Source organism: Vibrio sp. G-C-1, assembly GCF_021728015.1.
In the GTDB taxonomy this organism is placed as follows: domain Bacteria; phylum Pseudomonadota; class Gammaproteobacteria; order Enterobacterales; family Vibrionaceae; genus Vibrio; species Vibrio splendidus.
Genome location: NZ_JAKKCR010000002.1, coordinates 259,483 through 286,111, shown reverse-complemented (window position 1 = coordinate 286,111; position 26,629 = coordinate 259,483). Strand labels below are relative to the sequence as shown.

The window sequence follows — 26,629 nt, the reverse complement described above, 5'->3', positions numbered from 1 at the left end:
AAATTTAACCTTGAGAAGAAACTCTTCTCACAACGTCAACGATAGGTACTTAGCACACTAAGATGCAGAGACCTGTCGAATATAAAAAGGAAAAGGCTATGGTTCTTCACACGTGTCGTATTGTTTTATCAAACCAACAGGTTCTCACCAGTCAATCAGTCGAGCAGTCTCTCAGCTTTCTTGAAGACGAAGCGAGTAAGGGGATTTCTAAAATTGAGATTGACGCAACGGATGGCAATCAAATCCATTCATACCTGTCACACTCTCTTGAAGAGTCTATTGAGAATCTAATGAATCTCTAGAATTTTCGAAGAATAGTGCTTTGAAGTGATAGGGCTTTTAAAAGGTTACGCATACCAGGCTTAAACGGTTTTATCCGAGTTAGGGTTATCTCTGACTTGGCAATGAAGATCATCTCTGGTTTAAAACGAAAATGGCTCCCAACTATATAACTAGTTAGGAGCCATTTTTTATTGAATCTAATCAACAAAGCCGTTGCTTACCGCGAATGCCGCTACTCTGGTGCTTGTTCAGCGGCTTGTTGCAACGTATAAGCGGTCGATGGATCAATCTCGTTAACCAACTTCTCGACCTGCATGATCGCATCAACCGAGGTGCTGCTTTTGCGATAGCTCAGATAAATCGGGCGATACCAATCTTCTACCCCTTTCACCTTATGCAGCTGACCCGAATCGATAAAAGGTTCAACCATAGAAACAGGTAAATACGCACTGCCACCTTTCTCTAAAATGAAATCGAGGGCAATACGAGCCGTAGAGGTACGTAAATACGGAGCTGGAACTTTAGGGTGACGTTCTGCGTGTTCTGAACCGAAGCGCGTTCCCCAATCGACATACACATACTTATGTTGGAACACAGATTCCAGATCATCTTGCTGCGTTGATACCAACACCAAAACCAAATCAGCGACTTTTTTACAGTTTAGCTCTTCCGCTTTAATCTGATCGAAGGCGAAAGCCATATCTAAGGTTCGCTCTAGCAAATTACGGTTCAGTTGCTCGCGCCCCATCACCTCAGCCATAAAGCCATAACCACCAAACGAATCGGTCACTACGCTTAAACAGTTTTGCAGATACGCATCCCAAATATTCGGAGTGCCACCTAGTGTTAACTGCAAGGCTTTTCCACTCTCTAACGACAGCTCAAACTTGGCTTGTTGTAAGGTGGATACCATCACTTCAGCATAACCAATCAAGCGCTCACCGGAAGAGGTAAGCTTGATGTTATTGCGGTCACGAATGAAGAGCTGAGTATCAAAATAGCCTTCAAGCTGTTTGATCCGCGCACTCACCGCTGCTTGTGTTAAATACAAGTTTTCAGCTGCGCGCCCAAAGTGGCGCACCCTTGCAACCTCAAGAAAGGTTCTAAATACTTTCACATCCATCAAAAATACATCTCTGTAATAAATCTGCTAACTAGCCGATCTAGGATTGTTTATCGTAAAGGCAAAAACGTTTTGTTTCCTATTTTAGCCTTTTAACAATATTTTCGCGTGAGCAATAAACACTAATTTCTATCTAACCACATTACTGAGGCTGATATGTCTGAGACCGAATTCCGACACGGAAAAAAACGTTTTTATGACACCATTAAATTCCCACGAGGGTTCGCTAAGTCAGGTGATTTTACTCTTTCAGAAGAAGAAATCCTAACCTTGTTTGGCGACACTATGCTTGCACTTGAGACTGGTGAACTAACACCGACCAATGCTGAAGAAAGACATTTCATCAAAGTATTGGCTCACCCTCATAAGGCTAAGTCCAAGTTAGACCGTGTTTGGTTGAAGTACATTCAACTGGCTCGTGGACGCCGTCGCTTTCATACCCTAAACGGCTGCAAACGCGGTGAAGTGCCTAGGGAAGAATACGACAGAGAGTTAGTGTTAGAAGATTAGTAAAACTGCTCAAAGTGATACCTAATCACTTTGGGCTTTTTTTTCATAGCTTATTAGCAGCAACTTAAAAAAAACACGCATCTTCTTCGTAATTAGTAAGTTTAGCCAACCTGTCCAGTTTTACCAATATTTATAGAAAATTCATAGTGATAGCTTTGAATAATCACTATTCTTAAACATACCCATTCACGCCTGTCGGTGATACTTCCTCACTTTTTCTCCTCTTTTTTGCACGGCAGTGCCACATAAGTATCACTCTTTGATCATACGTCCATTGCACTCCTGACCATCCATCTATCCACTCATCCACTCATCCACTCATCCACTCATCCACTCACAAAGCTTGTTGATCTTTCAGACCCTGAATCAAACCCACCTGACGATATATGACAAACGTATTAATCTTGTTTAACGCTACCAAATATCCATACAATAATTGTGCAAATTTGAGAGTTCTAGTCACAGATACGACGAAAAAAGCAAAAACTTGACCTAAAACAATAGCGGAATTTAATAACTTATTTTATAATGCGAATTAATTTTTCAGAACACTATAAAATTTTATTTCTAGGGGCAAAATCAATGAGACTTATTCCATTAAGCAACAAAGCTAAAGTAGGTAAATGGGCTGCTCGTCACATCGCAGATTCTATCAACAAATTCGCTCCTACTGCTGAGCGTCCATTTGTACTAGGTCTTCCTACTGGTAGCACACCTCTAACTACTTACGCTGCGCTAATTGAGCTACACAAAGCTGGCGAAGTAAGCTTCAAGCACGTTGTAACATTCAACATGGATGAGTACGTTGGTATCGACCCTAACCACCCAGAGTCTTACCGCACATTCATGCACGAGAACTTTTTCAACCACGTTGATATCCAAGCAGAAAACATCAACCTGCTAGACGGCAAAGCTGAAGACATCGATGCTCACTGTGCAGCATACGAAGAGAAAATCCGTTCATACGGCAAAATCAACCTATTCATGGGCGGCGTAGGCATCGACGGTCACATCGCATTCAATGAGCCAGGTTCTTCTCTATCTTCACGCACTCGTATCAAAACATTGACTGAAGACACTCGTATCGCGAACTCTCGTTTCTTCGATGGCGACATCAACCAAGTTCCTAAATACGCACTAACTATCGGTGTTGCTACTCTTCTAGATTCTGAAGAAGTAATGATCCTTTCTCTAGGCCACAACAAAGCGCAAGCGCTTCAAATGGCTATCGAAGGTTCTGTAAACCACATGTGGACTGTTACCGCTCTACAGATGCACCGTAAAGCTATCATCGTTGCTGATGAGCCAGCTCAACAAGAGCTAAAAGTTAAGACTCTACGCTACTTCCAAGAGCTAGAAGCTGAGAACATCCAAGACCTATAATCGATTGTCTTGAATAGATAGCCGTTTTTAATAGAAAAGCGTCTTGAATAGAAAAAGCCACTGAGTGTGGCTTTTTTTGTATCTGCTACTTTTGTATTTGATAAGCGGGGGGAAAGTGTCGAGAGTTTTTGATAGACACAAAAACAACAAAGCGATTTCCCCAACGAGAGAAACCGCCATCATTTTAAGCTTTGGATTGAAACGAACGAACAGCTACAAGATATGTAGGATGTGAAACAAGATAAGCAGGACTGCAAACTAGAACTAAGAACTCAGTGCGTTATCTCGGCATAAGGTCGTGATAATGTCAGTGATCGCCAAAACGATCGTCGACTTCACTTTTTGATTGTGTCGACCCAAGAACATTTGAAGCATTGGGCCCGACATGGTTTCCACCATCTCCGAGTCATATTCGATAGGCATTATGCGTTGAATCGCCTGCACCTTGTTGAGCTCAAATATAACGTCGACTTCTGTGAAACTGGTATCTTCACCCTGTATTTTCGCCCACTCTTTCAAGGTAACGAAAATCTCTAAATCATCGTAGAGCTCTTTACTGATCACACCAAGCCCTAATAGCAGCTTAGCGCGGATCATAATTTCGCCCAACGGACCGCCACTGTTGAGAAGTGGTTCAACAACAAATTTAATTGCCGTGTCGTCTTTCTTGAAAATGTTTTTTAATACGGCATCTACCGTGTCGTCCAATGCATCGTAAGCCGCCATTAGACAGGCGCTAGCGCTCTCAGCTTCAGATAGGGCTTCGAGTAATTCAGTTTCGTGGCTAGTTTGTATTGGCATAACGGCTCGACAATAAGAAAGTGCCACTGGTGTGGCACTTTGATGGTTTATCATTTCAATGCTAGATAAGCTTCTTCCGCTAGTTTAACAACTTCTGAGTCACTATTCAGCTCAGAATAATGCGCTAATGTCTCAGCAAACCCTTTTTCTGCGAACATTGCTTGAAGTTCAACCGCTTGTGGGTCGTCTTCATTCTTGTAATGGAACGCAGCTGCGATTGCTTTTACTAAGTGAACATTCGGTAGGCCGTACTCTAATGTGCCATTCAGAGGCTTAACTAGGCGGTCTTGTGGGCTCAGTTTACGAATTGGCTGACGACCAACACGGTCTACTTCATCACGTAGGAACGGGTTAGCAAAACGACCAAGAATCTTTTGGATGTAGGCAGCGTGAGCTTCTGGATCAAAGCCGTAACGCTTAATTAGAACCGCACCACTCTCTTCCATCGTTGCTGTTACTTCAGCTCGGATTACGTCATCTTCGATAGAGTCTTTAATGGTCTCGTGACCTGCAAGTACACCAAGGTATGCCGTTACCAAGTGACCCGTATTTAGCGTGAACAATTTACGCTCAACGAAAGCCATTAGGTTGTCAGTGCATTCCATACCTGGGATGTTTGGAATCTCACCCTTAAATTGTGTTTGATCTACGATCCACTCGCTGAACGTTTCAACGGTTACGGCTAGAGGGTCTGTTTCGCCCGCTTCTGCCGGTGGAACAATACGGTCGACCGCTGAATCAACAAAGCCAATGTGCTCTTCAGTGAAGGCTTTCATTTCATCAGAAAGGTGCTCTAACACTGCTGCCTTTAATTGGCTAGTACCGCGAACCATGTTCTCTGCCGCGATAATGTTCATTGGTGCCGTGTTGTTTGCTGCTGCACGCTTTTCAATGCCTTGAGCGATAGATTTAGAGATAATTTTAAGAACAGTAGGGCCAACGGCTGTCGTCACAAGATCAGACTCAGCGATGCAATCTACTACAGCGCTTGTCGCTGAGTTTACAGCTGTCACGTTCTTAACCACTTCTACAACACACTCTTCGCCAACAATCTTAACTGGGTATTCTTGGCGTTCAATTAACGCATTTACAACCGTTTCATTTACGTCAGCAAACGTAACCTTCATACCTGCATCAGAAAGAAGCTTACCAATGAAACCACGACCGATATTACCTGCACCAAAATGTAACGCTTTCATAATTTTGACCTTATAAATATTTGAATCTAGATAGCTAACGGCTCAACAACATGCCTTGACGACGTGCCCTAGGCATTAAGCAGTAAGCTATTCAGACTGAATCTTGTAAGAAAGATTAAGACCGAAATGAGGCCAGTAGGGGGATACTGGCCTCCTTCACTCAGGAGCTTGACTAGAGCTTTTTAGTTTCCGTTGAGAATACGTAGAACATCAGCAGGGTTTGTTGTGTTCTGTAAGCATTCCACAGCTTCTTCATCATCGAGTGAATTGGTAATAGCCATCAGCACCATGTTGTGCTCATCGCCTTGTGCGGCAATACCGATAACCATCTTCGCGATATCATCTTCATCTTCGCCCCACTGAATACCTTCAGGGTACTGACAGAAAACAATGCCGGTTTTTTGTACATATTGTTTCGCTTCGATTGTGCCGTGTGGCACAGCGATAGACTCACCTAGGTAAGTAGACACAAGCTCTTCACGAGCAAACATGCCGTCTACGTATTCCGGTGATACGTTGCCAAGTTTTACTAATTGTTCGCCAGCAAACTTGATTGCGTCTTCTTTCTGAGTCGCTTTTAGGCCAAGGAAGATGCTGTCGTCAGTAAGTGCAAGCTTGTTGCCTTCTTGTGCTGCAGCTGCAGCAGGCGCCGGAGCTTCTACTTTCGCTTCACCACTTTGAGCATCGACAAGCTCAGCAACTAGTTGGTCGTATACGCCGCCGTCTAGGAAGTTGCTTAGAGACATATGCATCGCACCTGGCACAGTGCTACGAGCACGGTCTGTTAGGTCTTTATGCGTAATAACGATTTGCGAATCAGCCGGTAGGTTGTTGATTGCGTAGTTGGTCACTTCAATGTCTAGGCCAGCTGTTGCTACTTTTTTACGAAGTAGACCCGCACCCATTGCACTTGAACCCATACCCGCATCACACGCTACATAAACAGCTTTAACATCCGCTAGGTTTACATCAGCGCCTGATGCTGCACCTTTAGAAGACGCTTTCATGTCTTTCATCTGTGCAGACGCTTTTTCTAGTGAGTCTTCGTCATCACCTTGAGCTGAAGTCTTAAGTAGGATTGACGCTACAACAAACGATACTGCCGTTGCTGCGATAACCGATAGAATCACGCCGATGTAAGAGCCTTTAGGTGTCATCAACAAGATAGCGAAGATAGAACCTGGTGATGCTGGAGAGATAAGGCCAGAATCGAACACTACGTTAGTGAATACACCCGCCATGCCACCTGCAATTACAGCAAGGATTAGACGTGGGTTCATTAGAACGTAAGGGAAGTAAATTTCGTGGATACCACCTAGGAAATGGATGATAGATGCACCAGCAGCAGACTGCTTCGCGCTACCTTTACCAAACACCATGTAAGCAAGCAGAAGACCAAGACCCGGACCTGGGTTTGCTTCGATTAAGAAGAAGATTGAACGACCAATCTCTTCAGATTGCTGGATACCTAGTGGAGAGAAGATACCGTGGTTGATTGCGTTATTTAGGAATAGAATTTTCGCAGGTTCAACAAAAATAGATGCTAGAGGTAATGCACCTGCTTCTACCATTGCGTTTACGCCAGCAGCAAGTCCGCCAGATAGAATCTTAACCGCAGGACCAATCACGATGAACGCGATGATCGCACAGATCATGCCGATGATACCCGCAGAGAAGTTGTTCACTAGCATTTCGAAACCACTCTTCACTTTACCGTGAACAGCTTCATCGAATTTCTTAATTGCGATACCACCTAGTGGACCCACAATCATTGCACCCATGAACATTGGGATATCAGTACCAACGATAACACCCATTGTCGTGATGGCACCCACTACCGCACCGCGGTCACCACCAACCATTTTACCACCGGTGTAACCAATCAATAGTGGCAATAGGTATGTAATCATAGGGCCAACCATTGATGCTAACGTTTCGTTAGGCCACCAACCGGTTGGGATGAATAGTGCAGTAATGAAACCCCACGCAATAAATGCGCCGATGTTTGGCATTACCATATTGGATAAGAAACGACCAAAGTTTTGAACCTTAATCTTTGCTTCTGGTGATAACATAGGTAGAACCCCGTAATGTATTGGTTGGTCAAATGACCGAAAGTGTGTACTCAAAAGTCGATTAAAATGTATCACAACATTTCCAAAATGCACCTTAGCCCAACTTTCGTGACAACCATCACACACGAAAAACACTTTAGGGTTAACAAGAGCACTTTAGATCACAAAAACACCATGAATTTAAATTACAAAGCCAAATTAATGAGAATGAATATCATTAACACAAGATCTAGATCACGCTTTATTTTGTAATACTTAAAAATAAATAGTGATCAAAATCACACTTAATAAAATATAGCATCTAAGATCTATATAAACCGTATAAAAGAACATCGTGTCACGTATAGAAAATATGCACCCAGATGAGCAAAATCGCTAATTGTGTAATTTAATTACAAAAATAACCACATTTCCCACAAAATCAAAACCAGACATGACTTTCTACTAAAAACATAGACCAGTGAGCTGCAGTTGGCATTAGTAGATGTGATATGGTATTCACCAGTGCTATCACATCATGTATCTCTCCAAAACCCATCAGCGGATCACTCTGCTATTTGAGAAAAGACTATGTCAGACAAAATTTCCACATCCGCACTCGCTAAACAAAAAGGCATAGAAGCTAAAACTTTATTTAGCGATCTAAAGACAGCGGGTTATATCGTGCGCTCACAAGAGCGCTGGGTTCTTACAGAACGAGGAGAAAGCTTTGGTGGGGAATATGTCGAACATAAGAAGTTCGGTGTCTTTATTGTCTGGCCAGAGAAACTGCTTATCGATTTGGATTCATTCTCAGGAAACACATTGACCGCCACTCAGCTCGGCGGTGCCTTTCAACTCAGCGCAAAGAAAATCAACTTATTGCTCAATGAGCTTGGCTGGATAACAAAAGAAGACGACGGCTGGCATGTCACCTCTACAGGCTTAAAAGCCGGTGGTGAACAAAGAGAAGATAAAGCGACTCAAAACTTATTCGTGGTATGGCACGACTCACTGGTTCGCAATAAACGTTTGAAGCAGTCTGTTGTTGAATTCCTAGGGCATGATGCTGAAAGCCACTCTACTGATGTGTCATTTTCCAGTTTTCGTCAAAAATTTGAAGCGAAGCACCGAAGCTTAGATGGGCATTATGTTCGTTCAAAGGGAGAGCTGATCATCGATAACTGGCTTTATATGGCAGGAGTGGTTCATGCGTACGAGCGTCCGCTCCCGATATCAAAAGAAGTAATGAGCGATTTCTACCTGCCAAGCGGCAAGGTATACATTCAGTTCTGGGGAACAGATTCAGGCCCTATAGAAGAAGACAAACGAAATGCGACCAAGAAAATTTACCAAGAGCACGGTTTTAGCTTGATTGAACTTAACCCTGAAGATATCCCAAACCTCGACAGCGTACTTCCCTCTTTATTACGCCAATATGGAATAAAAGCGTACTAACTGGCTGATTTTCGAAAACCAACACACATCCAGATCACACTAATTAAATCATTATGGACATTACCAACCATAGTGATTTGATGTGTTCGCTATTTTTCCCAAGCCATTCTTCTATTATCTTACACCCATCGACTTGAGCTACCGCAGATACTCGATTTATGGGGACATGTTCGATAGCCATTTAAGCACTAGGTCTTTTAGAAATTGACGGTTCTAGCAACGATTTTGATAGAGATACTGCCTAAATGCGTTATCCGTTTATTGTTGACGTTACCGAACATAAAACCCTACAACATTTATTATTGATAGATATTAGGATTCAACATGACTCATCCAATCATTACTGATCTAAACACTCGTTACACAGCTAAAAAATACGATGCCGACAAACGCATCTCTGCGGAAGACATGGAAGTAATCAAAGAAGCACTTCGTTTATCAGCTTCTTCTATCAACTCTCAGCCTTGGAAATTCATCATCATTGAGAGCGACGCAGCAAAACAACGTTTCCACAATACTTTCGAGAACATGTTCCAGTTTAACCAACCACATGCGAAAGAAGCGTCACACACGATCCTGTTTGCTCACGATCCTAAATACACTAAAGAGAAATTCGCGAAGCGTGCTGATACAGAAGTAAGTTCTGGTCACCTACCTGCTGAAATGTACGAGCAATTCTTAGGTGCTTACGCATTCGCAGAAATGAACACAGACGAAACGGGTTTCAACGGTAACTGGACTAAGTCTCAAGTGTACATCGCACTAGGTAACACAATGCACACACTGGCTCGTCTTGGTATTGCATCAACACCGATGGAAGGCGTAGATGCCGCTATGATCGGCGAAGAGTTTGCTGACGAACTGGAAGGTCACGTTGTTGATGTAGCACTGGCTATCGGCTACCACAAAGACGGCGAAGACTACAACCACGGTAAACCAAAAGCGCGTCTAGCGCTTGATGAAGTGGTTACTACGCTTTAATAGCTCGTATTTATTAGTGGCTTCAAAGCACTAATAGGTCTAGTTAATTTTAATAAAGCTAATAGCTTTAACAGTTAAATCACACTGCCTTATTTGGCCAGACTCTCGTCTGGCCTTTTTTTTTATCTGTTATTTATCCAAGCAACTACTAACTACCAATTACCAACCACTTAGTCATAAAGACACACTGTGTTTATTTTGATTACACAAACCACAATGTCATAAAGACACATCATGGCGATTAAAAACCAAACAAACGACATAAAAACAAACACTTAAAAACATGGCACAACTAGTGCTATGAGAGCCTTAGATATTTAAATAAGGTATTATCATTATGACTATTCACGTTAAATCAAATGTTCATTGGGTCGGCGTCCACGATTGGGAAACCGAGTACTTCCACGGTAAGGAATACCACATGAACAAAGGTACGAGCTATAACTCGTATCTGATCCGTGAAGAGAAGACAGTGCTTGTCGATACTGTCGATCATCGCTTTACTGAACAATTCCTTGCAAACCTAGAGATGGAAATCGACATCAACGAGATCGACTACATCATTTGTCAGCATGCAGAAGAAGATCACTCAGGCGCCCTCTCTGCGCTACTGGCTAAAATTCCGAACACGCCTGTTTACTGTACGGAAGCGGGAGTGAACTCCATCGTTGGTCACCACCACCAACCAGACTGGAACTTCAGAACCGTCAAAACCGGTGACACTCTTGACGTCGGTAACGGAAAACAACTGATCTTCGTAGAGATGAAAATGCTGCACTGGCCAGACTCAATGGCAACATACCTCACTGGTGATGAAATCCTGTTTAGTAACGATGCTTTCGGCCAACACTACTGCGACGAGAACCTATTCAATGACCAACTAGACCAAGTAGAGCTGCATGACCAATGTCTGCGTTACTTCTCGAACATCCTGACGCCTTTCGCGCCTTTGGTGAAAGCGAAGATAGAAGAAGTCCTGAGTTTAGGCGTGCCGATCGATGTCATTGCTACTTCTCACGGCTGTATTTGGCGCGACAATGCGACTCAAATCGTTGAGCAATATTACGAGTGGTCTAAAGCCTACAAAGAAGATCGTATCACCATTGTCTACGACACCATGTCCAATAACACTCGTATGATGGCTGACGCAATCGCAAAAGGTATCCGTAAAGGCAGCCCAGAAACAGCCATCAAGGTCTTCAATATCTCTAAGCACGATAAGAATGACATCCTTGCCAATATCTTCCGTTCAAAGGGCGTGCTTGTTGGATCATCGACCATGAACAATGTGATGATGCCGCAAATCGCCGCGCTACTTGAAGAAGTACACGGCCTGCGCTTTGCAGAAAAAAGAGCCGCAGCATTTGGTTCTTCAGGGTGGACTGGCGGCGCGGTAAAACGCATCGACGCTCGCTTACGTGAAGCCAACTTCGAAGTGAGCGCACCTCAGCATATTCACTGGAAACCAGATACAGACGCACTTCGCCAATGTATTGATTACGGAATGACACTTGCTGAAGTTTGGCGTGTAAATCCAGACGAAGTCAGCGCACCAAAGCAAGTATCACGCAATGTTACACCGCTTGAAGCCACACCAGCACCGGCAAACACCACTGCCGAGCTCAAAGACACGACAGAGCAGGAAACAGAAGTAGCTCAAGATAAGTCAGTACACACTGCAGACTGTACTTGCTGGCGCTGCACAGTGTGTGAATGGGTGTACGACCCTCAATTGGGTGAACCCTACCAAGGCGTTGAACCAGGAACACCTTGGGCACAAGTGCCGGATGACTTCCTTTGCCCAGAATGCCATTTAGGCAAAGAAGTATTTGTGGAGAAGTAACATGTCGAACATTGTGATTGTGGGTGGTGGTTTCGCCGCCCTACAAACCATAAAGATGGTACGTAAAATTGACCAAGATATCGCGATAACCATGATCACGGCAGATGCGGGAGTTGAGTACAGTAAGCCGAATCTTTCACACGTATTCAGCCAAGCTCAAACACCACAAGCCTTAGCCGTTAATAACGCTCAACAATTGGCTGAGCAGTACAACGTGGTCATCAAAACCGGGGCTTTAGTCAGCGAAATCGATACCAAGCAGCAGTGTGTTCGTGTTGATGGACAAACTATCCATTATTCGAAGTTGGTATTAGCAACGGGCGCGACGCCTTTCATACCACCAGCGGAAGGGCTTAAACGCAGCGCGACCATTACGTTAAATAGTTTGGAAGAGTTCAAGAAACACAAAGCTCAGATCGATGACGCTCAGCGCATCACCGTAATGGGTGGAGGCTTGATTGGGGTCGAGCTCGCGTTCGATCTTCAAACTGCGGGCAAAGATGTCACGATTATCGAACCTGCAAGTTATCTATTGAATAGCCTTGTGCCACCTTTCGTTTCGCTTGAGTTGGAAAGGGAGCTGACAAAAGCAGGGGTTACCGTCGAAACCGACTCTGTGATTTGTCGAGCGACTTACCTGTCTGATGGAGTTAGGCTACAAACCACCTCTTCTCGGCTAATACGAGCAGATACTGTGATTGCTGCAGCAGGATTAAGGCCAAACACAGCTTTAGCTACCCAAGCGGGATTAGAGGTAAACAGAGGCATTGTGGTCAATGACACCCTGAAAACCAGTGCTAACAATGTGTATGCGATTGGTGATTGCGCTGAAATTGAAGGTCGTGTGATGGCCTATTTGCAGCCCGCTATTTTGTCTGCAAACGTGTTGGCGAAGCAGCTGACTAAGGATAAAGGAGAGATCAAAGTGGGCGAAGCAAAGCTCAGCTTGCCTCATATGATCACCAAGGTGAAAACACCGAGTTACCCTATTCAGCTCGCAGGGCGCGATATTCACACTGCTCAGAGCTGGGAAACTCGATTCGATCCTAAAGGCATTGTTGCCAAAGGCTTCAATGAAGATAACCAGTTGGTTGGATTCATCGTCACTGGAGAACACACCAAAGCCGCGTTCCCTCTTCTTAAAGAGCTACAAGCAAGCTCACCCGCATAAGTTCTAGAGGCGCTAATACAAAAAAAGCCAGTCAACAGACTGGCTTTCTTGTATTCATCTTAGTGCGATGAGCTCATCGCATTTAAGCACAGGCGAACATTAACCGATAAACGAGATGTAACCTTGAAGGATGATCAGGTTAACGATATCGATAAAGAAGGCACCAACGATTGGCACAACCATGAAGGCTTGTGGCGACGGACCGAATCGGTTCACCAAAGAACCCATGTTCATTACCGCTGTTGGTGTTGCACCTAGGCCGAAACCACAGTGACCACCCGCCATAACCGCTGCGTCGTAGTTAGAACCCATTACTTTGAACGTCACAAAGTAAGAGAAGATACCCAACACCACAGCCTGAACCGCAAGGATTACCAAGAACGGAATCGCAAGGTCAAAGATGTTCCAAAGCTTAAGGCTCATTAGCGCCATCGCTAGGAACAGCGACAATGACACCGTACCAAGAATATCGACCGTTTCACTGTCGGTTTTATGCAGCTTAGTCACTTCAAAAACGTTAGTAATGAACACACCGATAAACAACGCGTAAACGAAGTCAGGAATCATCAACCAAGAAATTTTAAAAGTCGCCACCCACTCTTCTAGGTATTTCGCCCCCGAGATACAGATAAGAAGAATGAACAATACTTCAATCACCTTCTTCGCTGTTACTTTGTCTTCTTCATACTCGTTGTAAGTAACAAGCTCAGGAAAACGCTCGTGGGTTTGTGTGCCAGTGCCGTACTCAGATTCAAGCTGGTTTTTATCAATCAGCTTTTGTGCTACTGGGCTACCGATAATACCACCGATAATCAAACCAAACGTCGCTGAAGCCATCGCGATTTCTAGAGTATTGGCAATGCCAAACGTGTCTGAAAAAGTTTGAGACCAAGCTGCGCCCGTGCCGTGACCACCCGAAAGCGTGATAGATCCAGCAATCAAACCCATCAAGGGTTCAAGGCCTAGTGCCGTCGCAAGTGTTACACCTACACCGTTTTGGATAATGATGTAAACCGAGGCAACCCCTAAAAATAGGAATACCTTAGCACCACCCTTTATCAGCTGCGTGTAGTTCGCCGCAAGGCCGACCGTTGCAAAGAACATCAACATAAACGTGTTCTGCAGGGGCAAGGAAAACTCAAGATCAAGGCCGTTAAAGTGCAGGGCTGTAATAGCAAAAGCGACAATCAAGCCGCCGACAATGGGCTCTGGAATATTGTACTTTTTGAGAACCGGAAGCTTTGCATTGACGAAATGACCTAGAAACAAAACACTAATCGCGATTAGGAAGGATTCTAGTGGTCCAATTGAAATTAATTGATTCATATAACCTCTATTTTTTTACGTTCTCATCTTCCTTAATGAGTCTAGTTTTATCTGTAATTATCTGTGCTGCTCTACCTATATTTATACAAACTGGAGAGAAATTGTAGATTCGAAAAGCGAACACATTACTGCGTTCACTTGGTGCCATGTTAGTGACACGTTAACTTTTATAGGAGATAAAAGGATTTGTGACAACAATCACCTCCAAAAAGTTGATAACGGCGTGAGTATCCTTGCCGCTGACTCTGCTTTTTTAATACCTAAAAAAGCAAAAAGGAGCTATTACTAGCTCCTCTTTCATCACCATCACTGGTAATTAGAATTTTTTCGGTGCGTAACCAGTCATAACCTCAATGCGAAGCTCTTTACCGATCTTCGTCATTGGGTGAACAATTACGAGCCCTTTTACAGACTTCTTAAGTTTACCCATATCCGCTTGCTCAGCTTTTGTAATCTCACGGCTAAATGGCATATCAACCAAAGACTTACGCTCTTGATTTACATCGAAGCTTTCTTTGTGTTTCAACTGAGCAATTTTCTTGGTTAGCTTCTTAATCTCGTCTTCAAATTGACGAACAACAGGACGATCATTACGAGTTTTAGCAGCCGCTAACTTGTTGCGACATTTGTCTAGACGGTTGTTAATTTGTTGAAGTTCGTTTTTAACACTCATAATAATTTCCTAAGATTTAACAAGCCAATTCGGATTGGGGCGCGGAGTATAGCACAAGGGTTCACTTGAACCGAAATTTATCTATCAATTACCAACAGAAACGAATCACATCAACGCTGGTCATTCAGCTCGCCAATTCTTTGTACCCAAACCTCAAAGCGGGTCACTCATTAATCAGCCAGTGTCGACTTCAAAAATTGCTGTCCTCGATGCTTCAAAATTCAGTCTAAACTTGTAATCTAACCACCGTAATTAACTTAAATAACTCAATTAACTCAAATAACTCAAATAACTCAAATAACTTAAACAGCTTAAACAGCTTAAACAGCTTAAACAGCTTAAACAGCTTAAACAGCGTAAGGTACATAACTTGGATCGCGTAACTTGAGTTACATGACTTAGGGGGATCACCTTAACACCGAGCCTGAATCGCAGCATAATCACAAGGATAGCCGATGACATTATTGAAACGAACACTGACCTACAGCCTAGCCCTTAGCTCAGCGTTTGCCGCCACTTATGCATCTAGTGAACAAACAACCCAAAGTAACCTGATCGTTGAGTTCTCTTCACCACAAAATACTGAAGAAGAGCAGCTCAAACGTGAAATTCAAAACAGTGGCGTTAATGACACTGTGATTGACCTGTCAAACCAACTCTTCATGTTTGAAAAGCCATTAACCATTCAATACGGCGGGGAAGAAGGTCCACTCTACGATCCACAAATACATCAAGTGCTTATCCCGTATAGCTTCTACTCTGAGTCGCTTAATTACTTTGAAAAGAATCAATACGAAAAAGAGTATGGAAAGACCGCGCAAACTGGTGCTATCGATACCTTGCTTCATACTCTACTGCACGAAGCGGGGCATGCTTATATCGAAGACCAGAATATTGCCATACTGGGCAAAGAGGAAGATGCCGTTGATAACCTCGCGACAGTGCTTTTACTTAACTATGTAGAACATGGAGGTGATGCCGCAATCAGCGCCGCTGACATGTTCGCTTTCGAATCAGAAGACCGCCCTGAGTATTACGACTTGGGTGAATACATTGATGAGCACAGTTTTGATCTACAGCGTTACTTCTCCACGTTATGCTTGGTGTATGGCAGCGATCCTGAAGCCTACAAGAACTTGCTCGATGAAGTGGAAAACGACTATTTGAAAGATAGGAAAGAGTTCTGTGTGGAGCACTTTGATGTCATCAATGCCAACTGGCACCGTTACCTAAAAGAGAACGACGAGAGCTAATGGTTTAACTTTCTCTATTGGTCTTCTTCAATAACAAGCGGCTTAGTGTTTTTCTAAAGCCGCTCTCAGTAATCTTTAAATCTAATGTTTGAAGTGGAATATATCTTAGTCCTGAGACCTTAGAACTTAGAACTTAGAACTTAGACCTTCACTTTATACTTCAGGTCTTGGGCTTCATCACCGGTCATGCCTCGAAATCCCCAACAGTGTGCAGGTTGTTCCTTGATGGTTATTTCGATATCAATAGGAGAGATAGCTAACTGCTTTTCTATTTCAGAAAATATCTTCTTAATTAAGCGCTTCTTGGTGTTGACCGCTCGACCTTCCATCATATTGATCTCTATAACGGTATAGGCTTCTGTTCTTCCTTCTGGATAAAAGAAATCATCCCGCTCCAATGGTACAAATCGATGCGCTCGCTTGTCATCGGGTAAACCCATTTCACTGTTTAAGCACTGTTGCAATACATTAGAGAGCTGCAACTTAATTGGATTCAAGCACTCTTTGATACCATATATAACAATCATGACCATTCCTTTGATGCGATGTCAGGTAAAGAAGAAGGTTAGATAGAAGCATCGTCTGGCGACTACCCATCCGCTTACTATTCGTACATATATTACCTAATGACGCGTATGAAAGAAGGTAAAAACAATGAATTTATGAGCATGTGCAACAAAAAATCATCTGCTTTGGCTCATGTCTGGAGCTCATCACCCAATAACAACAACCACAATCAATTGATCGAACACCACCGACTCCGCGTATATCTTCTCAAATTACATTTGAACTAAGGAGTGCTATGTGCCGAATTCATCGAGCCAGACCACACGGACAGACGCCGAACCAGAGACACTCGTAGAGTCTTCTCTCGAGCTCGCCGTATTTCCCCTTCCGATATTCCTTCTGCCCGGAGGTCGCCAGAGGCTACGCATCTTTGAACCAAAATATCTTGCTATGGTTGCACATGCGGCCCAAGGAGGTGGGTTCATTATTGCCACCCAAGACAGCACCAACTCTGAACATCTCAGTTCTTGGGGAACCAAAGTGTCCATCGTTGATTTCAATATGTCTGACGACCAAATTTTGGAAATCGATGTCGAAGGTCAACAACTGGTTCAGCTTCACGGATCATTTCGAGACGACGATGACCTGATTAAAAGCCAGTTCAGGTTGTTACCTCATTGGCCAGATCTAGAATGCAAAGTACCGAACGTATTTACTGCATTCTTAGTACAGCTGTTTCGAGACCACGATTCAATCAGAACGCTCTACCCCACTCCAGACTTCGAAAGTCCACGATGGATCTGTGCGCGATTACTCGAAATGATGCCTATCCCATTGGAAAAGAAAACAGAATTTACCGAACCCGCTAGCTTTCCTTCTTTAGTTCCTTTTTTGAATCAAATCATTACGGGGCAATAAGCACTTTTCTTCACTATAATTTTGTATAGTGGAAATTAATTTAAATTAAAGTGATCCCGACCTTCTCCTTTCACGTAGTGCCACTCAAATTCGCATGATGGTTAAGTACTATGCAAGCCGAAAGCAGAAGTTCAGGGAACGGCAAGGAGCATGTCATTATCCCCGACAACAAACTACCTAATGAAAATAAGGTACCTACAGAGCTCTCAAGCTGGTTGATTTTGGTTGGTTCAGACCGAGACAAACAAGCCTTCACCTGTTTGTTCAAGTTCTTCGCACCTAAGATCAAGCGTTTTGGAATCAGCAAGTTGGGCAGCGAAGCTGCTGCAAACGAGCTAGTTCAAGACACGATGACTAACGTTTGGAAGAAAGCGCATCTCTACAACGAAGAGAAAGGCGCTGGGACTACTTGGGTCTACACCGTGATGCGAAACGCTGCTTTCGACATGCTACGAAAGGTAAAAGCTAAAGCAGAGCAAACCATCGCTGACGACATTTGGCCAATAGATGCAATGGTCGCGGAATCTCAAAGTGATGAATTACCGTTTGGTGATCATTTGATGAGCCGCCATGTAATGACTCAAATAGAGAAGTTGCCTTTGGCTCAGAAAACGATTGTTAAAGGCGTTTACTTTCAGGAGTTGTCACAAGAGCAACTCGCTCAACAACTTGGCGTCCCACTTGGAACCGTGAAATCACGTCTAAGACTCGCTTTAGCCAAACTTAAGGTTCACATGGGGGAACAAGATCATGATTAAACATCACCCAAATGCCGCAATTTTGAAAGATTTTGTCGATGGCACACTCGCAGACTCAGTTTCTTTGATTGTCTCTAGCCATGTAGAACTGTGTCAACACTGCCAACAACAAGTAAGCATGCTGACGGCGCAAGCTGCTAACTCAGTCTTTGAAAGCGATACATCTGCCTTTGAAAGTGATACCTCAGGGCTTCAACTTTCTGACAGCGAAATGGATGCGTTCTTATCCGATGATGGGGAGTTTGATTTTGATGCGATTGCTCAAATCACTGCTGATTCATCTCAAGCTATCGAAGTGACACCCGAAGTTCAGCAAGTTACGGTTGCAGACACCACGTTCACTATTCCTCGCGCGTTGAATTCAGTGGCGAGAAAAGACTGGATGAACTTAGGCAAAATTTCACGCGCAAGACTCGATTTTGACGACGAAGCACACCACACCAGCTTGCTGCACATCGACAAAGATGGACAAGTGCCTTGCCACACCCACAAAGGCTTTGAGATTACGCTTCTTTTAGAAGGCAGTTTCGAAGACGAAATGGGCGTCTACAACAAAGGCGACTTCATCTGGTTAGATGGTGACCACACCCATCAACCAGCCACCAAAGAAGGTTGTGTGTGTTTAACTGTTTCAAGTGATGCGCTTTACTTCACAAAAGGTGTGAGCCAGTTATTCAACCCACTGGGTAAATACATTTATTAGATTGAAAAGATTTACCGGGTACGTCACAAGACTCATAGAGTTGGCTAGTAAGCAAAGTAAAAACCGAACTAAAGTAATGTTTAATAAGCAACAAAACACACAATATAAGAATAACAACGAGCAATGAGCGTAAGGAATTGACCAATGGATAAAAAAATAAAAATAGGCATTAGTGCATGTGTCGCCGGTCATAAAGTTCGGTTCGATACTGGTCATAAACGTTCGCGCTTCTGCACCGACGATCTTGCAGATTACGTAGAGTTGGAACCTGTTTGCCCAGAGATGGGCATTGGGCTTCCAACGCCTCGACCAACCATTCGCCAAGTTCGTCAGCAAGACAATATCATTCACGTTTCTAGACCTGACGGTTCTGGTGATGTGACCAATGATCTGATCGAGTTTGGACAAAACTATTCAAAGAGCAACCAGCACATCGCAGGATTCATTGTGTGTCAAAAAAGCCCAACCTGCGGTATGGAAAGAGTAAAAGTGTACCACCACCACGGTCGCGGCTCTGAATCGACAGGCGTAGGCATGTTCACCAAACAAGTGATGGAAGGCAACCCATTACTTCCAGTTGAAGAGAATGGTCGCCTCAATGACCCTATTTTACGCGAAAACTTCATGACACGTGTCTTCACTTATCAGAAGTGGCTCAACCTTGTTGACGAAGGCGTAACTAAACACAAGCTGATTCAATTCCACAGCGCTCACAAGTACTTAGTAATGTGTCACCACATTGAAGGCTATAAGAAACTTGGGAAATTATTAGCAAGCAACGATCTTGAAATCGATGAGTTGGCAAAACAATATATTGAAGGCTTGATGACGGCATTATCTCACCACGCGAACCGTGGTAGCCACGCCAATACTCTGCATCATTTGCAAGGTTACTTTAAGAAACAATTGAGTAGCGCGCACAAGCAAGAGCTTACCAATCAGATTTCATCATTCAGAGAAGGTCTTGTTCCTCTGTTAGTTCCACTAACACTGATTAACCACTACTTGATGGAATATCCAAACGAGTACCTTGAATCACAGGTTTACCTAAACCCGCACCCACAAGAACTTAAGCTGAGATACGGATATTGAGCGACATTCTATGGATAAGACGAGACCTGAGGATTCACGATAACCCAGCGCTCGTCGCGGCAGTTGAAAACGGCGTCTCTATCGCCGTTTTTATTTCAACGCCACAGCAATGGCAGCAACACCACCTTGCGCCAATCAAAGCCGATTTAATCTATCGTCACCTGCAGCAACTTGAATCCCAACTCGCTGAATTTGGGATCGATCTTTTGCACCTCAAAGCCACAGACTTTGACGACCAAGCCGCACAACTCACTCATCTATACAAACAGCTTGATGCGACGTGTGTTTACGCAAATTCTGAGCCTGAAGTAGACGAGCAGTTACGTGACAAACGCTTAATCGCTAGCGGTATAAAACTGAAGATAACCGACTGCGATACGATTCTGCCATTAGGTAGCGTGCTGAATAAACAAGGTGAGATGTTCAAGGTTTTCACACCTTTCAAAAACGCATGGTTAAAAGAAGTGCAAGCGAAAGGCATCATTTGCAGCCACGCTCCAGTGCATTCAACAGGATCAGCGCAAGCAGGTTCATCTGAAACGGATTCGCTTCAGAATCCATCACAACTGAAACAATCGTTAAGTGGTTTTTCTGGCGAGTACGATTTCGACTTTCCGCGTACCGATTCAGAGCGTTGGCCACTAAGCCAAGACGTGCTTGAGAGCGTGATCCCCAATTTCTTAGCCAATAAAGTTAACGACTATTCTCGCCTTCGAGACATTCCCTCGATAAAAGGCACGTCTGGACTATCCCCTTATTTGGCGATTGGCGCTGTAAGCCCACGTTGGTTAGCGATTCAGTTGATACAGCAACAACCCGATTTGTTGTTTGACACACAACTGCCAGCCTTTTCTTGGCTTAATGAATTGATTTGGCGAGATTTTTATAAGCATTTGATGTTCCATCATCCTAAACTGGTTAAAGGTGAGAACTTTCAGCAGAAATACAACGGCTTAGATTGGTATCACGACAACCCTAGCTTCAAGGCGTGGTGCGAAGGAAAAACAGGCTACCCATTAGTTGATGCAGCGATGCGTCAATTGGTTGAGACAGGCTGGATGCACAACAGGCTAAGAATGGTGGTGGCAAGCTTCCTAACCAAGCACCTACTGATCGATTGGCGTTGGGGTGAGCGTTTCTTTATGTCGCACCTTATCGATGGTGATTTCAGCGCGAATAATGGTGGCTGGCAGTGGGCTTCAAGTACTGGCTGTGATGCTCAACCCTACTTTCGAATTTTCAATCCGATCACTCAGAGTGAAAAGTTTGATCCAAAAGGAATTTTTATTCGTAAGTACATACCAGAGCTGCAAAATATCCCAGATAAACATGTGCATTTCCCACATGACTTTATCACTAAAAACGGAATAGACAGCGAATACTGGCAACCCATCGTTGAGCACAAAGAAGCACGATTGAGAGCCTTAGCCTTCTTCAAATAATTAGAGTGAATATTATGGATAACTCTCTATGGCTTGATAACTTTCTCAACATGTATCGAGAACTCGGAACCGACAATTTCGACGTGCTTAAGACGGTTTATCACCCTGGTATTGAATTCCAAGACCCGCTGCATCATGTCAGCGGTATTTCGGCGCTTACGCACTACTTCGAGAACCTCTACACCCAGGTAACGAGCTGTTACTTTCATATCGAACACACTTTCGAAGTGAACGACGAAGCTTCGGTGTATTGGACGATGCAATTTTCTCATAAGCAGCTGAACGGTCAAAAGCCAATCGAAGTACAAGGACACAGCCACCTTAAGATGCTCGACGGTCAAGTGGTTTATCACAGAGACTATCTTGATGTCGGCTCTATGTTGTACGAACACATTCCAGTTCTGGGCTGCGCCATCAAATCCATCAAAAAGAGAGCGAGCCAATAATGCGTATTATGATCACAGGCGCGACCTCAGGTATCGGCCAATCACTCGCTATCGATTACGCTCAACAAGGGCATCAGGTGATTGCTTGTGGCCGTAACCCAGACAAACTGCAAGCCTTGGTTGATTCTCATGAGACAGACATCGCGCATTCATCCATTACGCCGCTCTGTTTCGATCTGACCGATTACCACAACTTCCCAGAGCTCGACCAAGACAAGCCGCTCGATCTGCTGATTTTAAATGCGGGTGATTGTGAATACATCAACGACCCAGTGAATTTTGATGCTGAGCTTTTCGAGCGCGTCATCAACATCAATCTAATTTCGATTGGCTATGCCCTTAAGGCTTGGCTAAAAAACATTAAGCCGGGTGGCCGTTTGGTTTTAGTAAGCTCCAGCGCCAGCTTTTTACCTTTGCCAAGAGCCGAGGCTTATGGCGCTTCAAAGGCAGCCCTCACCTACTTAGGCAGAACACTGTCGGTTGATCTGGCCGAGCACAATATTCATGTCTCAATTGTGCACCCAGGCTTTGTTGAAACGCCATTAACCGAGCGAAATACCTTCTCTATGCCTATGATTATTAGTAGTGAGGCCGCAACTCAGCGAATCGTAAATGGTATTGCTCAAGGAAAGAGTGAAATCGATTTCCCAAGACGATTCATCATGTTGATGAAGCTACTAAGAATGCTTCCAACTCCAGTTTGGCAAAAACTCGCTTCAAGGATGGTATAACAATGAAGAAAATCGCCATTATAGGTTCAGGCATCTCTGGACTGACTTGCGCACATGTACTAGATAAGCACCACGACGTGACGGTATTCGAGAAAAATGACTACGTCGGCGGGCACACTGCTACGGTTGATATAGAACACCGAGGCACGGCGTTTTCAATAGATACTGGCTTCATCGTTTTCAACGATCGAACCTACCCAAACTTCAATCAGCTACTCGAACAACTCGGTATTGAAAGGCAACCTACCGAGATGAGTTTCAGCGTCCACAACACCACCACTAAGTTTGAGTACAACGGTCACAGCATTAATTCGTTGTTTGCTCAGCGAAGCAATATTTTCAAACCTCAGTTCTGGTCTTTAGTGTCAAACATTCTCAAGTTCAACAAACTGTGTAAGGCTCAGTTTGAAAGCAACGAATTCACACCAGATGTCACCCTTGGCAGCTTCCTAAGCGACAATCAGTTTTCCGACTTTTTCAGCCAGCATTACATCCTACCGATGGGCGCAGCAATTTGGTCGACAAGCTTAGAGGAAATGGAAGAATTTGAGCTTAAATTCTTCATTCAATTCTTCTACAACCACGGGCTACTCGACATCGCGAACCGTCCTCAGTGGTATGTGATTCCAAAAGGATCGCGCTCTTACGTTGAAATTATCCTTTCAGGTTTGAACAAATCCGTCGCTTTGAACACATCGATCAAACAAGTCACTCGCCATGAAGCGGGCATCACGATTGAATTTGAAGATGGCGGCACACAAGACTTCGACGAAGTGATATTTGCTTGTCACTCAGACCAAGCGTTACGTTTACTCGGCGATGCAACAGAGCAAGAGAAGCAGGTACTGGGCGAGATCCCATACAGCCGCAATGAAGTGGTTCTGCACACTGATACCCGATTGTTACCAGACAGAAAGCTTGCATGGGCAAGTTGGAACTACATGTTGGATGGCGACAGTAAACGACCTGCCTGTGTGACTTACAACATGAACATTCTGCAAGGCATCGAAAGCCAAGACACCTTCTGTGTCACCTTGAATCAAAGCGAAGCCATCGACCCAAAAAAAATTATTCGCAGCTTTGTTTATCATCACCCGGTACTTAATTCGAACACGGTCGAAGCTCAGCACAAGCGTGAGCAGATTTGTGGCAAAAACCAGACGCACTTCGCCGGCGCATACTGGTACAACGGGTTCCATGAAGACGGCGTCCACAGTGCACTCGATGTGACCAAACGCTTCGGTTTAGATTTGAGTACGAGTTCAGCGCTATGAACAGCCAAACCCTGACATCCGAAATGGAGATCGCATCCGAAAAGAGTGAAGAGCTCAGCGGTATCTATTGGGGCAACGTCAGACACCGCCGCTTTGGCGACATCACTCATGAGTTTAGCTATCAGCTGTATATGATGGGGTTAGATCTCGATGAACTGCCCCAAACCACAGCGCGTAGTGCGCTGTTCGGAACTCGATGGTACAACCCGATTCGCTTTGTCGAATCGGATTATCTCGCTGAAAAAAAAGAAAATGCCACTACGGATGAACCAAAATCACTTAAACAACGTATAGCTTCCAAAGTGCAAAAACTTGGTGGGGTTTGGTCTGATTCAAACCGTGTGACGATGCTGGCTCAGTGCCGCTGTTTAGGTATCTATTTCAGCCCAATCAACTGTTTCTTCTGTTACGACGAAACAGGAGCTTGTAAGTACATGTTGGCTGAAGTGAGTAACACGCCTTGGCGCCAACGACATTACTACCTGATCGACATGCACCAAGAACTAAAGGTTAAGAAAGAGTTTCACGTTTCGCCGTTCATGGATTTGAATATGACTTATTTTTGGAAGATTAAGCCACCAGCGAAACGCACCTTGGTCCACATCGAAAGCCGCCGAGACGACAAGCTTTTCGATGCGACACTGGCCTTGACGAAACAGTCAGTAACCAAGACAAACATTAGACGAACGGTATTCAAGATTCCGGCGATGACGATCAAAGTCGTGATGGGCATTTATTATCAGGCTCTCAAATTATTCCTGAAAAAAGTACCGTTTGTGGGGCATCCAGACTCAACATCTTAAGTGTCTTCACAGCAACTAAATAATAGAACTCGACCCAAGCTTGGGTTCGCTCCAACTAAGGGGCACAACCCAGCTTAGTTGGCACAAAATATTAGAATGAGTTATCAGCGAGGTTTACATGGAACAGCTTGCCAAACAAAACAACAACATTGAACAACAAGCTAAAGCCGTTGCTGTTTCAAGCAACTGTAAATATCGAGCTTTAATCTTTAAGGTTCTAGAAAGCCTGCAATTCGCGACGCTTGAGATTATTGAGCGCGACCAGCATTCGGTGTTCGGCGATCGAGAAGCCGACTTGAAAGGTCGAATCGTGATTCACGATGCAACCTTTTTTAGAGATGTCGTGATTGACGGCAGTATTGGCGCATCTGAGGCCTACATTGATGGAAAATGGACAAGCCCAGATCTCACCAAAGTGATTCAAATCATGGCTCGAAATCAATCTCAACTCGACGAGCTTGACGATAAAACGCAATGGATTTCTCGCATCAAAAATCTATTGCTGCGTCGTAAGAATGCTAACACCGAGCAAGGCTCTAAACGTAATATTCTTGCGCACTACGATATTGGCAACGAACTGTACGAGCGCTTCCTAGACAGCTCGATGCAATACTCTTCCGCTATCTACAGCGAAGAAGCAGAAACCCTATCCAAAGCTCAGCAAAACAAAATGAAAACCATCTGTGAGCGATTAGAGCTGTCAGTGAAAGATAACGTGGTCGAGATAGGCACAGGCTGGGGTGGCTTAGCTATATTCATGGCGCAACACTACGGATGCCATGTCACCACTACCACAATCTCAGATGCTCAACACGCGCTTGCAGAACAGAGAGTAAAAGCGCTTGGCTTAACCGACAAAATCACCCTGCTTAAACAAGATTATCGCAACCTCACTGGTGAGTATGACAAGTTGGTTTCTATCGAGATGATTGAGGCGGTCGGCCATGAATATCTCCAGACCTTCTTTGAGAAATGTTCTTCTCTGTTGAAACCATCAGGCAAAATGCTGATTCAAGCAATTACCATTGCCGACAGTCGTTATGACAAATACCGCAAAGGCGTCGACTTTATTCAGAAGTACATTTTCCCAGGCGGTTGCCTACCTTCGGTCTCAGTGATGACCCAACACCTCGCGACCAGTACAGACCTTGTTGTCCAAGAAATTGATGACATTGGCCTGCACTACGCTCGAACGCTTAATGATTGGAACATCGCCTTTGAAAACAGTTGGGAAGAGTTAGAGTCTCTCGGCTATTCAGAAGAGTTTAAGCGCTTGTGGATCTTCTACTTCTGCTACTGTGAAGGTGCATTCAAAGAGCGCGTGATCAGTACTCATCACTTAGTTGCTAGAAAACCTCGTTACTTTGGAGCAAAAGATGAAACGGTTTTGGATTATTAATCTCGTTCTGTTTCAAGCGACCTGGGTTTGCAGCGCGTTCTTTACCGCGCAAGCCCCGTTCGTGGCGCCACTGATTGTGGTCGTTCACTTCCTTCTCTCCCCTACTCGCAGTAGCGATCTGAAAATACTCATTTTATTACCATTGGGGCTGTTGCTTGATAGCCTCTTACTTCACTTCGGCGTGTTTGCCGTCGACTCTGAAATTGCAAATCAATCTTGGTTCCCAGTGTGGCTAGTCTGCCTGTGGATCATGTTCTTAATCAGTTTTAACCACAGCCTAAATTGGCTTTTAAAATGCTCGAAAGTGATCTTGTTTGTCATAGGGTTCGTAGCAGGTACTAGTAGTTATTGGGGAGGCATCAAAGCAGGCGCCCTTCTGACTACTTGGCCAGACGCATCGGTGTTAGCTGCCCTTGCAATAAGTTGGGGGATTTTGTTGCCCTTACTGGTGGCCGCTTACTCCAACTTAGTACAACCCAAAATGGCAACAACGAGGTGA

At 44.2% G+C, this 26,629-nt stretch carries 26 protein-coding genes; 19 read left to right on the top strand and 7 right to left on the bottom strand.

Features of this window, described 5'->3' with window-relative positions; genetic code table 11:
- The first annotated feature begins 98 nt into the window (after positions 1 to 98).
- The gene (locus tag L3V36_RS04390) at positions 99 to 302 is read left to right on the top strand and encodes a hypothetical protein (RefSeq protein WP_004732734.1); all 204 of its coding nucleotides are present in this window, start codon (positions 99 to 101) and stop codon (positions 300 to 302) included.
- A gap of 212 nt (positions 303 to 514) precedes the next feature.
- Here L3V36_RS04390 and L3V36_RS04385 read toward each other — a convergent pair whose 3' ends face one another.
- A complete protein-coding gene (locus L3V36_RS04385; RefSeq protein WP_004732733.1) occupies positions 515 to 1,405 on the bottom strand; it encodes a LysR family transcriptional regulator in 891 nt (296 codons plus the stop codon).
- A gap of 156 nt (positions 1,406 to 1,561) precedes the next feature.
- Between L3V36_RS04385 and L3V36_RS04380 the strand changes: the two genes are divergently transcribed.
- Together L3V36_RS04380 and nagB are read left to right on the top strand one after the other, a co-directional pair.
- Complete coding sequence (locus L3V36_RS04380) at positions 1,562 to 1,915, top strand: DUF413 domain-containing protein (RefSeq protein WP_017092459.1); 354 nt, start codon at positions 1,562 to 1,564, stop codon at positions 1,913 to 1,915.
- A gap of 582 nt (positions 1,916 to 2,497) precedes the next feature.
- Entirely contained in the window at positions 2,498 to 3,298 is an 801-nt protein-coding gene (nagB, locus tag L3V36_RS04375; protein ID WP_004732731.1) for a glucosamine-6-phosphate deaminase, read from the top strand.
- A gap of 264 nt (positions 3,299 to 3,562) precedes the next feature.
- Here the strand turns inward: nagB and L3V36_RS04370 are convergent, their stop codons facing one another.
- The 3 genes from L3V36_RS04370 to L3V36_RS04360 form a co-directional block, all read right to left on the bottom strand.
- A complete protein-coding gene (locus L3V36_RS04370) occupies positions 3,563 to 4,099 on the bottom strand; it encodes an MltR family transcriptional regulator (RefSeq protein ID WP_193835446.1) in 537 nt (178 codons plus the stop codon).
- A gap of 50 nt (positions 4,100 to 4,149) precedes the next feature.
- A complete protein-coding gene (locus tag L3V36_RS04365; protein WP_017077054.1) occupies positions 4,150 to 5,298 on the bottom strand; it encodes a mannitol-1-phosphate 5-dehydrogenase in 1,149 nt (382 codons plus the stop codon).
- A 182-nt stretch (positions 5,299 to 5,480) separates the two neighbouring features.
- Positions 5,481 to 7,373: a PTS mannitol transporter subunit IICBA gene (locus L3V36_RS04360; RefSeq protein ID WP_102456212.1), complete on the bottom strand. Its 1,893-nt coding sequence runs from the start codon at positions 7,371 to 7,373 to the stop codon at positions 5,481 to 5,483.
- 570 nt (positions 7,374 to 7,943) lie between these two features.
- Between L3V36_RS04360 and L3V36_RS04355 the strand changes: the two genes are divergently transcribed.
- From L3V36_RS04355 to norW, 4 genes are all read left to right on the top strand, one after another.
- Positions 7,944 to 8,810 (top strand): hypothetical protein, encoded by an 867-nt coding sequence (locus tag L3V36_RS04355; RefSeq protein ID WP_017077056.1) that lies wholly within the window; start codon positions 7,944 to 7,946, stop codon positions 8,808 to 8,810.
- A 324-nt stretch (positions 8,811 to 9,134) separates the two neighbouring features.
- Positions 9,135 to 9,791, top strand: coding sequence for an NAD(P)H-dependent oxidoreductase (locus L3V36_RS04350; RefSeq protein WP_004732726.1), 657 nt, complete (start codon positions 9,135 to 9,137; stop codon positions 9,789 to 9,791).
- A 337-nt stretch (positions 9,792 to 10,128) separates the two neighbouring features.
- Entirely contained in the window at positions 10,129 to 11,634 is a 1,506-nt protein-coding gene (gene norV, locus L3V36_RS04345; protein ID WP_208774442.1) for an anaerobic nitric oxide reductase flavorubredoxin, read from the top strand.
- Position 11,635: 1 nt separating this feature from the next.
- Positions 11,636 to 12,805 (top strand): NADH:flavorubredoxin reductase NorW, encoded by a 1,170-nt coding sequence (gene norW / locus L3V36_RS04340; RefSeq protein WP_208774444.1) that lies wholly within the window; start codon positions 11,636 to 11,638, stop codon positions 12,803 to 12,805.
- Between the two features lie 99 nt (positions 12,806 to 12,904).
- Here the strand turns inward: norW and gltS are convergent, their stop codons facing one another.
- Positions 12,905 to 14,131, bottom strand: coding sequence for a sodium/glutamate symporter (gene gltS / locus L3V36_RS04335; RefSeq protein ID WP_208774446.1), 1,227 nt, complete (start codon positions 14,129 to 14,131; stop codon positions 12,905 to 12,907).
- 316 nt (positions 14,132 to 14,447) lie between these two features.
- Complete coding sequence (locus tag L3V36_RS04330; protein WP_004732722.1) at positions 14,448 to 14,804, bottom strand: YibL family ribosome-associated protein; 357 nt, start codon at positions 14,802 to 14,804, stop codon at positions 14,448 to 14,450.
- Positions 14,805 to 15,259: 455 nt separating this feature from the next.
- Between L3V36_RS04330 and L3V36_RS04325 the strand changes: the two genes are divergently transcribed.
- Positions 15,260 to 16,057, top strand: coding sequence for a DUF4344 domain-containing metallopeptidase (locus L3V36_RS04325; RefSeq protein ID WP_208774448.1), 798 nt, complete (start codon positions 15,260 to 15,262; stop codon positions 16,055 to 16,057).
- 140 nt (positions 16,058 to 16,197) lie between these two features.
- On the opposite strand, the gene L3V36_RS04320 is transcribed toward L3V36_RS04325, so the two are convergent.
- On the bottom strand, positions 16,198 to 16,584 hold the full coding sequence (locus tag L3V36_RS04320; protein ID WP_004732720.1) for a tautomerase family protein: 387 nt from the start codon (positions 16,582 to 16,584) through the stop codon (positions 16,198 to 16,200).
- A 277-nt stretch (positions 16,585 to 16,861) separates the two neighbouring features.
- Here L3V36_RS04320 and L3V36_RS04315 point away from each other — a divergent pair, with 277 nt between their 5' ends.
- The 11 genes from L3V36_RS04315 to L3V36_RS04265 all read left to right on the top strand — a co-directional run bounded on the left by L3V36_RS04315 (position 16,862) and on the right by L3V36_RS04265 (position 26,629).
- On the top strand, positions 16,862 to 17,482 hold the full coding sequence (locus tag L3V36_RS04315; RefSeq protein ID WP_108109291.1) for an LON peptidase substrate-binding domain-containing protein: 621 nt from the start codon (positions 16,862 to 16,864) through the stop codon (positions 17,480 to 17,482).
- 110 nt (positions 17,483 to 17,592) lie between these two features.
- Positions 17,593 to 18,240 carry a sigma-70 family RNA polymerase sigma factor gene (locus L3V36_RS04310; RefSeq protein WP_108091384.1) on the top strand — a complete coding sequence of 216 codons (648 nt, stop codon included), beginning with the start codon at positions 17,593 to 17,595 and terminating at the stop codon, positions 18,238 to 18,240.
- Complete coding sequence (locus L3V36_RS04305) at positions 18,233 to 18,943, top strand: ChrR family anti-sigma-E factor (RefSeq protein WP_108091385.1); 711 nt, start codon at positions 18,233 to 18,235, stop codon at positions 18,941 to 18,943. The genes L3V36_RS04310 and L3V36_RS04305 overlap by 8 nt, the downstream gene beginning before the upstream one ends.
- A 144-nt stretch (positions 18,944 to 19,087) precedes the next feature.
- On the top strand, positions 19,088 to 20,035 hold the full coding sequence (locus L3V36_RS04300) for a DUF523 and DUF1722 domain-containing protein (protein WP_108091386.1): 948 nt from the start codon (positions 19,088 to 19,090) through the stop codon (positions 20,033 to 20,035).
- A complete protein-coding gene (phrB, locus tag L3V36_RS04295) occupies positions 20,032 to 21,477 on the top strand; it encodes a deoxyribodipyrimidine photo-lyase (protein ID WP_208774450.1) in 1,446 nt (481 codons plus the stop codon). Before L3V36_RS04300 ends, phrB begins: the two co-directional genes overlap by 4 nt.
- 14 nt (positions 21,478 to 21,491) lie before the next feature.
- Positions 21,492 to 21,923, top strand: coding sequence for a nuclear transport factor 2 family protein (locus L3V36_RS04290; protein ID WP_208774452.1), 432 nt, complete (start codon positions 21,492 to 21,494; stop codon positions 21,921 to 21,923).
- Complete coding sequence (locus L3V36_RS04285; protein WP_054546096.1) at positions 21,923 to 22,654, top strand: SDR family NAD(P)-dependent oxidoreductase; 732 nt, start codon at positions 21,923 to 21,925, stop codon at positions 22,652 to 22,654. The genes L3V36_RS04290 and L3V36_RS04285 overlap by 1 nt, the downstream gene beginning before the upstream one ends.
- 2 nt (positions 22,655 to 22,656) lie before the next feature.
- Positions 22,657 to 23,928 (top strand): FAD-dependent oxidoreductase, encoded by a 1,272-nt coding sequence (locus L3V36_RS04280; RefSeq protein ID WP_208774454.1) that lies wholly within the window; start codon positions 22,657 to 22,659, stop codon positions 23,926 to 23,928.
- A complete protein-coding gene (locus L3V36_RS04275) occupies positions 23,925 to 24,731 on the top strand; it encodes a DUF1365 domain-containing protein (RefSeq protein WP_108109299.1) in 807 nt (268 codons plus the stop codon). Before L3V36_RS04280 ends, L3V36_RS04275 begins: the two co-directional genes overlap by 4 nt.
- Positions 24,732 to 24,849: 118 nt before the next feature.
- Entirely contained in the window at positions 24,850 to 26,130 is a 1,281-nt protein-coding gene (locus L3V36_RS04270; RefSeq protein WP_208774456.1) for a cyclopropane-fatty-acyl-phospholipid synthase family protein, read from the top strand.
- Positions 26,108 to 26,629 carry a DUF2878 domain-containing protein gene (locus L3V36_RS04265; RefSeq protein ID WP_208774458.1) on the top strand — a complete coding sequence of 174 codons (522 nt, stop codon included), beginning with the start codon at positions 26,108 to 26,110 and terminating at the stop codon, positions 26,627 to 26,629. The genes L3V36_RS04270 and L3V36_RS04265 overlap by 23 nt, the downstream gene beginning before the upstream one ends.

Coding starts and splice junctions, on each gene's coding strand:
- gltS (WP_208774446.1), bottom strand. CDS start 14,131: ATGAATCAATTAATTTCAATTGGACCACTAGAATCCTTCCTAATCGCG.
- L3V36_RS04385 (WP_004732733.1), bottom strand. CDS start 1,405: ATGGATGTGAAAGTATTTAGAACCTTTCTTGAGGTTGCAAGGGTGCGC.
- L3V36_RS04325 (WP_208774448.1), top strand. CDS start 15,260: ATGACATTATTGAAACGAACACTGACCTACAGCCTAGCCCTTAGCTCA.
- L3V36_RS04270 (WP_208774456.1), top strand. CDS start 24,850: ATGGAACAGCTTGCCAAACAAAACAACAACATTGAACAACAAGCTAAA.
- nagB (WP_004732731.1), top strand. CDS start 2,498: ATGAGACTTATTCCATTAAGCAACAAAGCTAAAGTAGGTAAATGGGCT.
- L3V36_RS04305 (WP_108091385.1), top strand. CDS start 18,233: ATGATTAAACATCACCCAAATGCCGCAATTTTGAAAGATTTTGTCGAT.
- L3V36_RS04280 (WP_208774454.1), top strand. CDS start 22,657: ATGAAGAAAATCGCCATTATAGGTTCAGGCATCTCTGGACTGACTTGC.
- L3V36_RS04350 (WP_004732726.1), top strand. CDS start 9,135: ATGACTCATCCAATCATTACTGATCTAAACACTCGTTACACAGCTAAA.
- norV (WP_208774442.1), top strand. CDS start 10,129: ATGACTATTCACGTTAAATCAAATGTTCATTGGGTCGGCGTCCACGAT.
- L3V36_RS04355 (WP_017077056.1), top strand. CDS start 7,944: ATGTCAGACAAAATTTCCACATCCGCACTCGCTAAACAAAAAGGCATA.
- L3V36_RS04390 (WP_004732734.1), top strand. CDS start 99: ATGGTTCTTCACACGTGTCGTATTGTTTTATCAAACCAACAGGTTCTC.
- L3V36_RS04380 (WP_017092459.1), top strand. CDS start 1,562: ATGTCTGAGACCGAATTCCGACACGGAAAAAAACGTTTTTATGACACC.
- L3V36_RS04275 (WP_108109299.1), top strand. CDS start 23,925: ATGAACAGCCAAACCCTGACATCCGAAATGGAGATCGCATCCGAAAAG.
- L3V36_RS04365 (WP_017077054.1), bottom strand. CDS start 5,298: ATGAAAGCGTTACATTTTGGTGCAGGTAATATCGGTCGTGGTTTCATT.
- L3V36_RS04265 (WP_208774458.1), top strand. CDS start 26,108: ATGAAACGGTTTTGGATTATTAATCTCGTTCTGTTTCAAGCGACCTGG.
- L3V36_RS04320 (WP_004732720.1), bottom strand. CDS start 16,584: ATGATTGTTATATATGGTATCAAAGAGTGCTTGAATCCAATTAAGTTG.
- L3V36_RS04370 (WP_193835446.1), bottom strand. CDS start 4,099: ATGCCAATACAAACTAGCCACGAAACTGAATTACTCGAAGCCCTATCT.
- norW (WP_208774444.1), top strand. CDS start 11,636: ATGTCGAACATTGTGATTGTGGGTGGTGGTTTCGCCGCCCTACAAACC.
- L3V36_RS04330 (WP_004732722.1), bottom strand. CDS start 14,804: ATGAGTGTTAAAAACGAACTTCAACAAATTAACAACCGTCTAGACAAA.
- L3V36_RS04290 (WP_208774452.1), top strand. CDS start 21,492: ATGGATAACTCTCTATGGCTTGATAACTTTCTCAACATGTATCGAGAA.
- L3V36_RS04285 (WP_054546096.1), top strand. CDS start 21,923: ATGCGTATTATGATCACAGGCGCGACCTCAGGTATCGGCCAATCACTC.
- L3V36_RS04360 (WP_102456212.1), bottom strand. CDS start 7,373: ATGTTATCACCAGAAGCAAAGATTAAGGTTCAAAACTTTGGTCGTTTC.
- L3V36_RS04310 (WP_108091384.1), top strand. CDS start 17,593: ATGCAAGCCGAAAGCAGAAGTTCAGGGAACGGCAAGGAGCATGTCATT.
- L3V36_RS04300 (WP_108091386.1), top strand. CDS start 19,088: ATGGATAAAAAAATAAAAATAGGCATTAGTGCATGTGTCGCCGGTCAT.